The sequence below is a fragment of the Pseudomonas sp. FSL R10-0056 genome (assembly GCF_009600105.1).
Taxonomy (GTDB): Bacteria; Pseudomonadota; Gammaproteobacteria; order Pseudomonadales; family Pseudomonadaceae; genus Aquipseudomonas; species Aquipseudomonas bubulae.
The window spans coordinates 17266-29997 of record NZ_WIWL01000205.1; the positions used below are offsets into that span (position 1 = coordinate 17266).

The window sequence follows — 12732 nt, forward strand, 5'->3', positions numbered from 1 at the left end:
AGCTCGCTAGGCGTGAGGGGAAGTAAGTAGGAAGGGTTGTCTATGAAGCCTGAAAACTTGGGTGTTATATTAGGGTTGTTCTTTTGTTTTATCAGCGCCGCCTTTGACGTGTATGTCGCGTTTATAACGCAGGTACTTGATACCCTGGTGGTTGTTTTCTATTGCTTTGTTTCGTCTGCTGCATTGTTTATGATGTACAGCCTCCGTGCAGGCAGGCATAGCTTGATGGACAAGATCCAGCAAGACTGGCCATTGGTGGTATGGATCAATCTGTCGGTATTGTTGAATTGGGGCGGTCTTTTTTATGCCCTGCGATTTCTGGAACCAGCGGTAGTAGGGGTAGCCTCAGTAGCCTGCGGCCCAGCATTGACTTTGCTGGTGTCGAGCTTTGTAAAAGGTGCTGGCAAGGCCACTGCACTCGAAACCCTGATTGCCGGACTGGTATTGCTCTCGGTTGCCATAATGCTGTTTCAGTCTTTGGTCGGGGAAAGTGGTATTTCTTCGACTTCCATAGAACAGAGAATTATCGGTATTGTCAGTGTAGTGCTGTGTGCAATGGGCACGGTATTTTATACGATTGTTTCCAAAAAGATGTTTTATTGTCGTTGGAAAACTTATGATATTCTGGCTGTGAGGAGCATCATGATGGTAGTTGTTTGCAGCCTGTTTATCAGCTTCAGCGACACCTCATTCAGTCTCGCCCCCCAGTGGATCTTGCCGCTGTCAGTTCTGGTTATCGTCGGCCATCTGTTGCCTGTCTACCTTATTCAAAAAACCATTTTTCATCTCAGTCCAATAGCGGTGTCATTTGTATTGCTGACGTTGCCGGTTTTTACCTTGCTACTTCAATACCTAGATTCGCGGGTGGCGATTTCAATGCCGAGCATCCTGGCCGTCTGTCTTATTGTTGGACTGCTGGCCTGGCTGGCTATATCAAACAGGCGAGGTGCGAAATGATAAGAGTTGTAGTGGTTGACGGATTTTCGTCGGGTAAATTCCTGTCAAAGAAATTGTACGAAAATGAATGTGCTTTATTTCATGTTGTGTCCAGTTCTGATCTCGATGGCTATTATTATGTCGGATTTGATTCGTCTATTTACGAGCGATCCCTCGTTCATACGGATACGACGTTCACGTTGGCGGAGCTCAGGCATTTTAATCCCGATGTTATTATTGCCGGGGCAGAAAGCGGGGTGTTTTTGGCCGATCTGTTGAATGAACAGTTGGGGCTGGATTACGCCAATGAGTTTTCCAGGAGCAGGGCTCGCAGAAACAAATACGAGATGATTCAGTGCGTTACCGAAGCCGGTTTATCCGCCCCTGCCCAGTGCGCAGTGGATACGTGGAGCGACGGTAAAGACTGGGTGGCTGCCCATGGCAGGTTTCCGCTAGTCGTAAAACCCCTGGAAAGCGCAGGGGCGGACGGGGTTTATATTTGCCGCGATCTGGCAGCGTGCAAGGAGGCATTCAAGGCGCTGTTGGGTACGCGCAACAAGTTGAGTCTCGAAAACAGCCAGGTGCTACTTCAGGAGTATTTGGTGGGCACGGAGTATGTCGTCAATATGGTGTCCTTGAATGGGTATCAGTTGGTCACAGAGGTGGTGAAATACACCAAGCGTGTGCTGGAAACAGGCAGCATCGTATATGACATCGATCAACTGCTTGCTTGCACCGACGCTCCGTATGCCGAGTTGGTGGCCTATACCCGCAAGGTGGTGAAGTGCCTGGGTATCCGTAATGGCCCCAGCCATGCCGAGGTTATGTACACCGAGGACGGGCCAAAACTGGTGGAGATTGCAGCACGTACAGACGGAATTCTAAGGCCCGGTGTCTCGGCGCTGACCACCGGTCTTGGACAGATTGATGCATGTGCACTGTCCATCACTCGGCCCCTTGAGTTTGAGCAGCTACTGGCCGGCAATCAGGACTATGTACTGTCCAGGCACACTTACAATGTGTGCCTGATCAATCATTCGGAAGGTGTTTTCTGTACCGGGGCATTTGTGCAGCAATTGCGCAGCCTGGCGTCTTTTTTCGAGGTGGTGTTCTACGTCGAAAATGGTCAGCGAATTGCGCCTACCCGGGACGTATTCAGTCAGCCGGGCACTGTTTATCTGGTTCATACCGATCTGGCGCAGATCGAAGCCGATTACGCTCGAATCCGTGAAATGGAAGCAGCCGGGATCTATCTACAAGAGAAGAAATAAGACAGACGCCCCAACCTGTGGGAGCGGGCTTGCCCGCGATGCAAGCACTGCGTTCTGTCAGGCAAATCGCGGTGTTGCCATCGCGGGCAAGCCTGCTCCCACTGATGCGCAGGGCGTCAGCCCTGCCAACCACCCCCCAACGCCGTCAATAACCCTACGCTGGCCTGTAACTGTCGGGTGTGCAATGCCTGCACCTGGCGCTGGGCCTGCAGGGCGGCGGTCTGTGCGGTGACTACGTCCAGGTAACTCACCGCGCCGGCTTCATAGCTGTGGGTGGCGATTGCCCGGGTGTGTTCGGCGGCGTTGGCTGCGGCCTGTTCATCGAGGCTTTCCTGTTGCAGGTCTCGCAGCTGGGCGAGGTTGTCTTCAACTTCACGCACCGCGTGCAGCACCTGGCTACGGTAATGGGCTGATGCTTCTGCAAATTCGGCCCTGGCCTGGCGTTCCTGGCCATCGAGCCTGCCGCCGTCAAAAATCGGCAGGTTGACCAACGGCCCCAACGCCCAGAACCTGTTACCGGCAGACAGCAAATTGCCGCTACCCTGGGTTTGCCCGCCAAGCAGGCCGGTCAGGCTGAAGTCCGGGTACCAGGCGGCCTTGGCTACGCCGATCCCGGCGTTGGCGGCGAAAACCCGGCGCTCGGCCGCGGCGATGTCGGGGCGCCGTTGCAGCAGGGTACTGGGCAGGGTGCGCGGTTGATCAGGCAGGTTTAGCGTTTGCGTGTTGGCCACCAGCTGAAAGTTGCTGGCAGGTTCGCCCACCAGTTCACCGATGGCGTGTTCGGTCAGGTTGCGTTGGGCGCGGACGTCATCCAGCTGCGCCTCGGCTTCTGCCAGTTGGCTTTGGGCACGGGTCAGGTCGAGTTCCGAGGCGATCTGCCCCTGATAGCGCGAGCGGGTCAGTTGCAGGGCCTGAGCGTAATCATCCAGCGAGCGGGTGAGGATTTGCTGCTGCGCATCCAGCCCGTCAAGTTGCACATACAGGCTGGCCAATTGGCGTTGCAGGCTCAAACGCGCGACGGCCAGGTCATCCGCCGAGGCCTGGGCTTGAGCATCGCCCGCCGCCACCTGATTGCGGATTTTGCCCCACAGGTCGAGGTCGAAATTCAACGCAAACCCCGCCGTATTGCTGTTGTAGACCGATGGCTGGGTACTGCCGCGCAATGGACGGTTGTCCGATTGACGCTGGCGCAACGGCTGGCCACTGGCGGTAATTTGTGGGAACAGCCCAGCGTGCAACTGGCTGGCATACGCCTGCGCCGCATCGAAGTGGGCAAGTGCCGCGGCCAGATCCGGATTGGCCTTGAGCAACTGCTGTTGCAGGCTGTTCAGGCGTTCATCCTGGTATACCCGCCACCACTGTGGTGAGAGCTGATCGGCAGGTTGCGCGCTGTGCCACGGGCCGTCGCTGGTTTGCTCACGGTAGTGCTCGGGCAACTTGAGGTCGGGTGCCTTGTAGCCTGGTGCCAGTGAGCAACCCTGCAACGCCAGGGTCAGTAACAGGGCGCTGCGTTTAAGCCTTGGCTGCATGGGGGGCTCCTGCGTCGGCCAGCTTGACCGAGTCGCCTTCGCGCAAGGCGTCGGGCGGATTGTCGATGACGGTGTCGGTGGCCGTAAGGCCTTGATCGATCACCAGTCGTTCGCCCAGATCAAGGCCGATATGGATCGTTTGCAAATGCACATGCCGGGCCTTGTCGAGCACTGCCACCTGTGTGCCCTGGGCACGGAAAATCAGGGCGCTGGCCGGGATACTGACGCCATGGGTATCGGCCGGAATCGACAGCAGCGCCTCGGCATAGTCGCCGGGCATCAGCGCGTCACCGGGGTTGAGGGCGACGAACTGGGCCATCAGGGTACCGGAGCGCTGGTCAATTGCTGTCGAGTTGCCAATCAATTTTGCGTTGAACATTTGCCCCGGATGTTCCGGCACACTGAGTTGTACCTGCATGCCGGGGCGGATCACGCTGGCGTAGTTCTGTGGCACCGGCACATACAGGCGCAGTTGGTGCGTGTCGGCAAGATCGAACAGCTCGGTATCGCTGTCGGTGTCGGCCTTGATCAACTGGCCGATATCGGTATTGCGCGCGGTGATGGTGCCGGCAAAAGGTGCGCGAATGGTCTTGTAGGCTTCCAGCGTCGACAGTCGTGCGTAATCCGCCTCAGCGGCTTGGGCATTGGCCTTGGCGGCGGCAGCATTGGACAGCTTTTCGTCAGCCTCCTGGCGCGACACCGAATGGCTTGCCAGCAGATTTTGCCAGCGTGTGGCCGTGGTGGCCGCGAGCCGGGCGTTGGCTTGCTCCTGGAGCATATGGGCGCGGGTCTGCGCCAGTTGCTGATCCAGATCCGGACTGTCGATAACCGCCAGGACCTGCCCGGCCTTGACCTTGCTGCCAATGTCGGTTTGCCAGCTTTGCAGGTAGCCGTTGACCCGGGCATGGATCGGCGCCTTGCTCCAGGCCTCCAGATGCGCGGGCAGGCGCAGGGTATCGCCATGGGCGTTCTGCAGGGGCTGGAATACGTTGACAATCGGCAGTGCGGCCGCTTCGGTCCATTGGCTCACCGCGTGCTCATGGCGACTGCGGGCGGCCAGCCCATTGGCGACCAGCAAGGCGGCCAGGGTCAGGCCACCGATGCCCAGGTATATCAAGCGCTTGCGCGAGGGTTTTTGATCAGACGACATGGGAAGTTTCTCCAGCAGCAGCTCGATTTTTTTCACGGCCGTGCACCAGGCTAAAGACCACGGGCACGAACAGCAGGGTGGCAACGGTGGCTAGCATCAGACCGCCAATAACGGCGCGTCCCAGGGGGGCGTTCTGTTCTTCTGACAAGGCCAGCGGGAGCATGCCGATCATCATCGCCAGTGCAGTCATGCACACGGGTCTGAAACGTGTATAGCCCGCTTCCATTGCGGCCTTGAGAGCGTCGCCATGTTCGGCCAGGCGTTCGCGGCAGAAGCTCACCACCAGGATCGAGTTGGCGGTAGCCACCCCCATGCACAAAATAGCCCCGGTCAAGGCGGGCACCGACAGCGAGGTGCCACTGAGAAACAGCATCCACACAATCCCGGCCAGGGCCGCGGGCAGGGCAGTGATGATCACGAACGGATCGAGCCACGACTGGAAGTTGACCACGATCAGCAAGTAGATCAGCACCACCGCGCCGAGCAGGCCGAAGCTCAGACCGCTGAAGGCTTCATGCAGGGCATCGATCTGGCCGTGAAGGCTGATGATTGCGCCTTTGGGCCGCAGGTTGGCTGCGCCATCAATCACTTTTTGCACATCGGCCGCCACCGAGCCCAGATCGCGACCCTGAATATTGGCGTAGAGGTCCAGCGTCGGCTGAATGTTGTAGTGAGTGACCACGGCCGGGCTTTGCACACGGCTGATAGTCGCCAGCCCGCCCAGGATTTGTGACTGGCCGTTACTGCCGGTCACGGGCAGGGCTTCGAGGGCCGGCAGGCTGTCCAGACGATACTGCGGCGTTGCGGCTACCACACCATAAGACACACCGTTCTGCGGGTTGAGCCAGAAGGTCGGTGCCACCTGGGAGCTGCCCGCCAGGGAGGCCACCATGCTGTTGGTCACATCCCGTTCGGTAATCCCCAGGCCATTGGCGCGCAGGCGGTCCACCTTGACCTGCAGCGACGGGTAACCCACCGACTGCTGAATACGCAGGTCGGCAATTCCCGGTACATGTTGCAGGCGACGTTGCAGCTCCAGGGCATAGGCGCGGTTGGCCTCGTCATCACGCCCGGAAATTTTCACGTCCAGCGGAGCCGGTGCTCCGAAATTGAGGATCTGGGTGCTGATATCTGCAGGCATAAAGGCGAACTGGCTGCCGGGGAAACTCTCCGGCAAGGCTTCTCGCAAGCGTTTTACATAGTCAGCCGTCGGGCTGTGGCCTTCTTTTAGAGTCACCTGAATATCGCCGTCCTGCGGGCCGATAGTGCCACTGCTGCTGTAGGCCATATCGATGCCGCTAAGCGGAATGCCGATATTGTCGATCACTGTGTCCAGTTGCTCGGCCGGGATGATTTCTCGAATCCGTGACTCGATGCGATCGAAGTCCGCAGCGCTTTCTTCGATGCGCGTGCCCAGCGGCAAGCGCACATGCAAGGCCAGGGCACCGGCATCGGTGGCCGGGAAAAAGTCCTGGCCCAGGCTTGGCAGCAAGGCAAAGGAGGCCAGTACACAGGCCATAAAACCCAGCAGAAAGCGTTTGCGATTGGCCAGGGCCAGTTCCAGTACGGCGTAGTAAGCGTCCCGTACTGCCGAAAAACGGCGCTCGAATCCCACCTGAAAGCTCAGCAGTGCACGCACTGGTGCCGAGTGCTGGCGGGTGTGCTGATCGCCCTCGTGATGGTTGATGTAGCCGTCTTCCGGGTGATGCCCTGAACCTTGTTCCGGCACATGTGGCTTAAGCAGAAACATCGCTAGGGTCGGCACCAGAGTGCGCGACAGAATAAAGGAACTGCCCATGGCGAAAATCACCGACAGCGCCATCGGCCGGAACAGATAGCCAGCAATGCCCTGCAACATGAACATCGGCACAAACACGATGCAAATACACAGCAGCGACACGAACGCCGGGCCGACAATCTGCTTGGCGCCGTCCAGGATCGCATCGCGCACCGACTTGCCTTGCTCGAGGTGCCAGTTAATGTTCTCGATGGTTACTGTGGCATCGTCCACCAGAATCCCCACGGCCAGCGCCAGCCCGCCAAGGGTCATGACGTTGAGCGTTTGCCCGCTCAGGGCCAGCAGGGCGATGGCCGACAGCACGGCCAGGGGGATCGACACGGCAATGATCAGGGTGGAACGCCAGCTGCCGAGGAACAGCAGAATCATCGCGCTGGTCAGCAGGGCGGCAATGATGCCTTCCTGGGCCACGCTGCCCACCGATTGCTTGACGAATACCGAAGCGTCGCCCAGCAACGAAGTTTTCAGTGACGGCGGCAAGGTTTCGTTGATGCGCGGCAGCATTGCGCGAATACCGTCGACGATCGACAGGGTCGAGATATTGCCGTTTTTCAGCGCCGGCATCAGCACCGCACGATGGCCGTCGACGCGCACGATATTGGTTTGCGGCGGCGAGCCGTCACGTACGTGGGCCACTTGGCCGATGGTGATCAGCGCGCCATTGACGGTCTTGATCGGCAGGTCATTGAGTTCGTCGATGGCCTTGGGACTGTTGTTGAGCAACACCGTGTATTCATAGGTGCCAAGCTTGGCGGTGCCCACCGGGATGATCTGGTTTTGCGCTGCCAGGGCATTGCCCACATCCTGTGCGGACAGGCCTTTGGCAGCCAGTGCCTGGGGGTCAAGGTCGAGGGTGATCTGACGCTGTTTGCCACCCATCGGCGTCGGCATGGCCAGGCCCGGCAGGGCGCTCAGGGGCAGGCGGATATTGTTCTGCACCAGGTCGCGGATTTTGGCTTCCGAAAGTGTCGGGCTGGAGAACGCCAGTTGCAGGATCGGCACCGTGGACGCGCTGTAATTAAGGATTAGTGGCGGGGTAATCCCCGGCGGCATCTGCTTGAGCACGGTCTGTGACACGGCGGTCACTTGCGCGTTGGCGGTGCGAATATCGACGCCGGGCTGGAAGAAAATTTTCACGATGCCCATGCCGGGCAATGACTGCGACTCGATATGTTCGATGTCGTTGACCGTGGTACTCAGCGAGCGTTCGTAGGTGTAGATCACCCGGCCGGCCATGTCGGCAGGTGCCAGGCCGGTGTATTGCCAGACCACGGCGACTACCGGAATGCCAATATCAGGAAATACATCAGTAGGGGTCCGCACAGCGGCAAGCGGCCCGATGATGCAGATGAAAATCGCCAGCACGATAAACGTGTACGGCTTGTGCAGTGCGGTCTTTACCAGCCCGAGCATGCCAGAACCTCCGAGGAGTGGAATTGCAAACCTCGGCAGTCTCACCGCTCAAACCTAACGTTCAGCTTTCAGCAACGTGAAGGATCCTTTAGGAAAGGGCTGAAATTCCCTTCATTTTCATTCATTTGGCGCAAGGCGCGAGGGGCCGCAAGCTTGCGGCCTACTCTATTGTTTCGAGGCTCGACTGCGATGAACCTTAAACCGCTTCTGCTGATTCCGTCCCTGAGCCTGGTGCTGTTGCTGTCGGCTTGTGCAGGGCCCATGCCCAAGCAGGACCCTGGCGAAGCCTGGATCGGACTGAAAGAAGAGGGCAACAGTGACCTGATGGCCGAGCGCGTAGACGGCAAAAGCATCAATGATGGCCGCTATTTTGAAGTCACGCCTGGTGCCCACCGGCTGGACGTGACCCTGTATGAAGGTGCCACGGGTGATGAAAACCAGGTCGATTGCCAGGGCAAGGTCAACTACAGCGGGTTTAAAGCGGGTGAGCATTACGAATTGATCGAATCGAGCCTGGGGCCTGAAGTGAGTGCACGCCTGGTGGATGGCCACGGCAAGGAAGTGGCCCACACGGCGGACTTCACCTGTATGCCGGGGTGAGATTGCGATCCCTGTAGATACGCTGTTGCCGGTCAACCCTCCCTGTGGAAGCGCGCCTGCTCGCTCCCACAGTTGAAATGTCCTTCAGACTTTGTAGCCACTGCCGAAGGAACGAGGGCATCAAGTGAACGATTTGACGATCTTGCCCAGGGTCTCCATGGCCTTTTCGCAGGCAGCGTCCCATGGGCTGCCGTAGTTCAGGCGGATGCAGTTTCTAAAACGTTGGGTAGCCGAGAAGATCGGCCCCGGCGCAATGCTGATACCTTGTGCCAACGCCATCTGAAACAGCTTGAGCGAGTCCATTTGCTCGGGCAGCTCCAGCCACAGAAAGTACCCTCCCGATGGCTGGCTGACCCGGGTTTGTGCCGGGAAATAACGCCCTATCGCTGCCAGCATCGCGCTTTGCTGCTCCTCCAGGGCATAGCGTAATTTACGCAGGTGGCGGTCATAGCCGCCATGTTGCAAATAGTCGGCAATCGCCGCCTGGGCCGGCATGGAGGCGCACAGCGAGGTCATCAGTTTAAGCCGTTCGATTTTCTGCGCGTAACGCCCCGCAGCCACCCAGCCAATGCGATAGCCCGGCGCCAGGCTTTTGGCAAACGAGCCGCAATGCATCACCAGCCCTTCGGTATCAAACGCCTTGGCCGGCTTTGGCGGGTGCTGACCGTAATACAGCTCGGCATACACATCGTCTTCGATCAACGGCACCTGATGGTCACTCAGCAACTTCACCAGTGCCTGTTTCTTGGCCTCTGGCATGGTCGCGCCAATCGGGTTCTGAAAGCTGGTCATGCACCACACGGCCTTGATCGGGTGGCGCTCAAGGGTTTGTGCCAGCACGCCGAGGTCGATGCCATCTCGCGGGTGCACCGGGATTTCCACGGCCTTGAGCTTGAGCCGTTCCAGCACTTGCAGGCAGGCGTAGAACGCCGGGGCTTCGATGGCCACCAGATCACCGGGCTCAGTGACGGCCTGCAGGCACAGGTTGAGGGCCTCCAGCGCGCCATTGGTGATCAGCAGTTCCTCCATCGGCAGCATCAGCCCGCCGACCATATAGCGCAGGGCGATTTGCCGGCGTAATTGCGGGTTGCCGGGGGACATGTCGGTCACCACCATGCGCGGGTCCATTTCGCGGCTGGCGGTGGCCATCGAGCGGGCCAGGCGTTGCAAAGGGAACAGCATCGGGCTGGGGAAGGCCGAGCCAAAGGGTACGGTGTGCGGATCCTTGATCGAGTCCAGCACCGAAAACACCAGGGCGCTGACATCCACCTGGGTGGACTCGGTGACGTGGCTGCTGAACACCGGCTCGCAAAACGGACTGGGTGCATGGGTGTTGACGAAATAGCCTGAGCGCGGCTTGGCCCGGATCAGACCGCGACGCTCCAGCAAATAATAGGCTTGAAAAACCGTCGAGGGGCTGACGCCGTAGGTCTGGCTGGCATAGCGCACCGAAGGCACGCGCTGGCCGGGGCCGAGCACCCCGGAGCGAATCAGTTCGGCAATATCGTCGGCAAATTTTTCGTAGCGTTTCATGGAATAAGGCTCGGTCCGGCGTTGGGTTACTGGCGGGGCAAGGGTGTGGGAGCGGGCTTGCTCGCGATGGCCTGACTGCGATTTGCCTGAGACACCGCAGCGATCCTGTCGCGAGCAAGCCCGCTCCCACACAAAGTATTTGCAGCTTAACGGTTCAGCGGGGCAACAAAACGGCTTTTGGCCACACTGCGCACGCCCGGTTCGTCGGTGTCGGTGACCACAAACTCGATGGTCTGCGAGCTGCTTTTCGGGCGCTCGGCCAGCAGGGCTACAGATACCGGTACATCGACAATCTCGCCGGGGGCCAGGGTCAGTTCGGTTTTACCCTGCAACTGGAACGCCTCGCCGTCCTGCAACGAAACCCGGTAGTGCTGCGGCTCCTGGGTCTTGTTGATGATTTTCAGGCTGTAGATATTCTCGATCTGGCCCTGGCTGTTTTCACGGAACAGGCCGCGGTCCTTGATCACATCCAGGGACACCATGGTGCGCATATTCAGGGCCATCACCAGCGCGCCGATCATCACCAGCAGCACCACGGCATAGCCGATCAGGCGCGGACGCAGCAGATGGGTCTTGCCGCCTTGCAATTCGTGCTCGGAGGTATAACGCACCAGGCCCGGAGCGTAACCCATTTTCTCCATCACCGAGTCGCAGGCATCGATACAGGCCGCGCAGCCGATGCATTCCATCTGCAGGCCGTCGCGGATATCGATCCCGGTAGGGCATACCTGCACACACATATAGCAATCGATGCAATCACCCAACCCGGCCTGCTTGGGCTCGACCCCGCGTTTGCGCGGGCCGCGGTTTTCGCCACGGGCCACATCATAGGAAATGGCCAGCGTATCCTTGTCGAACATCACGCTCTGGAACCGTGCATACGGGCACATGTGCATGCACACTGCCTCGCGCAGCCAGCCGGCGCTGATATAGGTGGCGCCGGTGAAAAACAGCATCCAGAACAGGCTGATACCGGCGATCTCCAGGGTCAGCAGCTCTGTGGCCAGTGGCCGTACCGGGGTGAAATAACCGACAAAGGTCAGTGCCGTCATCACGCTGATGGCCAGCCACAACGAGTGCTTGGCCGTTCGGCGCAGGATCTTGTTCAGGCGCCAGGGCGCTGCTTGCAGCTTTATGCGCTGGTTTCTGTCACCTTCGGTGATCTTTTCGCACCACATAAACAGCCAGGTCCAGGTGCTCTGCGGGCAGGTGTAGCCACACCATACGCGCCCGGCAAATACCGTGATTGCAAACAAGCCAAAGGCGGCAATGATCAGCAGTGCCGAAAGCAGGATGAAATCCTGCGGCCAGAAGGTCGCGCCGAATATATGAAACTTGCTTTCAGACAAGTCCCACAGCACTGCCTGACGGCCGTCCCAGTTGAGCCATACGGTGCCAAAGAACAGTAAAAACAACAGGCCTGCTCCCACGATTCGCAGGGTGCGAAACAGGCCGGTGAAACTGCGGGTATGAATCAGGTTGTCGCTGGACTTGTTATTGGTTTTTGCGGCTCTTGGTCGGGGAGCCTCAAATGATTCAAGTATCTGGACGGGAATTTGTTCGCTCATGGTCTTTCGCTCATCAGCCTCCATCAGGCCCGAGCACTATGCCCAGCGAACTGTTTGCATAACAGACTCAGTTATTTGAATTAAAACCGGATCAGATGGCGCCTTCAGGCGGCCTGCGACAATCGGCTGCACCCGAGGTTCTGCCCCGGTTTTGCTGGCTTTGCACGCCTGTAACGCAGTTGGGTGGTACAGGGGGTGATCGGGGTCAAGAAAATCTGCGAATCACGGTCTGATGGGTTGTGATGACTTGTGCATGTCAGCCCCACATGCGGCCTTGATAAAGGCTTGATCGAGGGTGCTGGCCTGATAGTGATATTTGAACGCTTCACCGTCTTCAAAGTGTAGGAATTTCTGTTGGCTGATCATGTAAAAGCCTTGGCAGTTTTCGCTGATTTCATCGACATTGTGCGAGGACACAAGGATTGCCGCCCCGTCCTGTGCCGCACCGCGCAGGCATTGCCAGATATGAAAGCGAAATTCCGGATCTACCCCTGCAGTGGGTTCATCCAAAATGTAGAAATCAGCTGCGATCGACAGCAGTGAAACGGTGAAGAACCAGCGTTTTTCACCGTAACTGCACAGAGAGGATTTTTTGCTCCAGATCTCGTTGTAGCGGTCAAGGATTCGAGGGCTCCAACGGGCCAGCTTCTCTTGTATATGGCATTTGTTAATGGGGGCGGGCGAGCAGAGTAAGGCCGTCATTTTGAAAATGTCAAACATGCGCAACGCGGGAGGTGTCATTAGCGTTTGAGATAAATAAAGTTGTTGAGTAAAAGGGTTTGTGATCTGGCCATTATCTGGTTTTTTTAAACCGCATAAAATATCAAAGAACGTGGTCTTGCCTGCACCATTAGGTCCTAGGCTCTGTACGTAAACCCAAGAAATACGATTTTCTGTAAAATACACCGCCATTAAAGCCAGGAGGCCAAGATGG

General features: G+C 58.1%; 9 protein-coding genes. 3 read left to right on the top strand and 6 right to left on the bottom strand.

Annotated elements, in window-relative coordinates; genetic code table 11:
* Positions 1 to 42: 42 nt before the first annotated feature.
* Positions 43 to 957 (top strand): DMT family transporter, encoded by a 915-nt coding sequence (locus GHO42_RS19460; protein WP_095018833.1) that lies wholly within the window; start codon positions 43 to 45, stop codon positions 955 to 957.
* 11 nt (positions 958 to 968) lie between these two features.
* Positions 969 to 2207, top strand: a complete 1239-nt coding sequence (locus tag GHO42_RS19465; protein WP_368668079.1) for an ATP-grasp domain-containing protein — start codon at positions 969 to 971, stop codon at positions 2205 to 2207.
* A gap of 116 nt (positions 2208 to 2323) precedes the next feature.
* Here the strand turns inward: GHO42_RS19465 and GHO42_RS19470 are convergent, their stop codons facing one another.
* From GHO42_RS19470 to GHO42_RS19480, 3 genes are read right to left on the bottom strand one after another with little or no spacing between them, the layout of a single operon-like run.
* Positions 2324 to 3736 carry an efflux transporter outer membrane subunit gene (locus tag GHO42_RS19470; protein WP_095039159.1) on the bottom strand — a complete coding sequence of 471 codons (1413 nt, stop codon included), beginning with the start codon at positions 3734 to 3736 and terminating at the stop codon, positions 2324 to 2326.
* Entirely contained in the window at positions 3720 to 4886 is a 1167-nt protein-coding gene (locus GHO42_RS19475; RefSeq protein ID WP_095002363.1) for an efflux RND transporter periplasmic adaptor subunit, read from the bottom strand. The genes GHO42_RS19470 and GHO42_RS19475 overlap by 17 nt, the downstream gene beginning before the upstream one ends.
* Positions 4876 to 8097: an efflux RND transporter permease subunit gene (locus GHO42_RS19480; protein ID WP_153328509.1), complete on the bottom strand. Its 3222-nt coding sequence runs from the start codon at positions 8095 to 8097 to the stop codon at positions 4876 to 4878. The genes GHO42_RS19475 and GHO42_RS19480 overlap by 11 nt, the downstream gene beginning before the upstream one ends.
* Before the next feature lie 189 nt (positions 8098 to 8286).
* Between GHO42_RS19480 and GHO42_RS19485 the strand changes: the two genes are divergently transcribed.
* The gene (locus GHO42_RS19485) at positions 8287 to 8697 is read left to right on the top strand and encodes a hypothetical protein (protein ID WP_095018837.1); all 411 of its coding nucleotides are present in this window, start codon (positions 8287 to 8289) and stop codon (positions 8695 to 8697) included.
* 120 nt (positions 8698 to 8817) lie between these two features.
* Here GHO42_RS19485 and mapR read toward each other — a convergent pair whose 3' ends face one another.
* The 3 genes from mapR to GHO42_RS19500 form a co-directional block, all read right to left on the bottom strand.
* Entirely contained in the window at positions 8818 to 10230 is a 1413-nt protein-coding gene (gene mapR / locus GHO42_RS19490) for a GntR family transcriptional regulator MpaR (RefSeq protein WP_095002453.1), read from the bottom strand.
* Between the two features lie 146 nt (positions 10231 to 10376).
* Positions 10377 to 11798 (bottom strand): cytochrome c oxidase accessory protein CcoG, encoded by a 1422-nt coding sequence (ccoG, locus tag GHO42_RS19495; protein WP_153328511.1) that lies wholly within the window; start codon positions 11796 to 11798, stop codon positions 10377 to 10379.
* Positions 11799 to 12020: 222 nt separating this feature from the next.
* The gene (locus tag GHO42_RS19500) at positions 12021 to 12710 is read right to left on the bottom strand and encodes an AAA family ATPase (protein WP_256670649.1); all 690 of its coding nucleotides are present in this window, start codon (positions 12708 to 12710) and stop codon (positions 12021 to 12023) included.
* Between the last annotated feature and the right edge of the window lie 22 nt (positions 12711 to 12732).

Excerpts from the sequence above, each read along its gene's own strand:
- GHO42_RS19485 (WP_095018837.1), top strand. The coding sequence starts at position 8,287 with ATGAACCTTAAACCGCTTCTGCTGATTCCGTCCCTGAGCCTGGTGCTG.
- ccoG (WP_153328511.1), bottom strand. The coding sequence starts at position 11,798 with ATGAGCGAACAAATTCCCGTCCAGATACTTGAATCATTTGAGGCTCCC.
- GHO42_RS19460 (WP_095018833.1), top strand. The coding sequence starts at position 43 with ATGAAGCCTGAAAACTTGGGTGTTATATTAGGGTTGTTCTTTTGTTTT.
- GHO42_RS19475 (WP_095002363.1), bottom strand. The coding sequence starts at position 4,886 with ATGTCGTCTGATCAAAAACCCTCGCGCAAGCGCTTGATATACCTGGGC.
- GHO42_RS19500 (WP_256670649.1), bottom strand. The coding sequence starts at position 12,710 with ATGGCGGTGTATTTTACAGAAAATCGTATTTCTTGGGTTTACGTACAG.
- GHO42_RS19480 (WP_153328509.1), bottom strand. The coding sequence starts at position 8,097 with ATGCTCGGGCTGGTAAAGACCGCACTGCACAAGCCGTACACGTTTATC.
- mapR (WP_095002453.1), bottom strand. The coding sequence starts at position 10,230 with ATGAAACGCTACGAAAAATTTGCCGACGATATTGCCGAACTGATTCGC.
- GHO42_RS19470 (WP_095039159.1), bottom strand. The coding sequence starts at position 3,736 with ATGCAGCCAAGGCTTAAACGCAGCGCCCTGTTACTGACCCTGGCGTTG.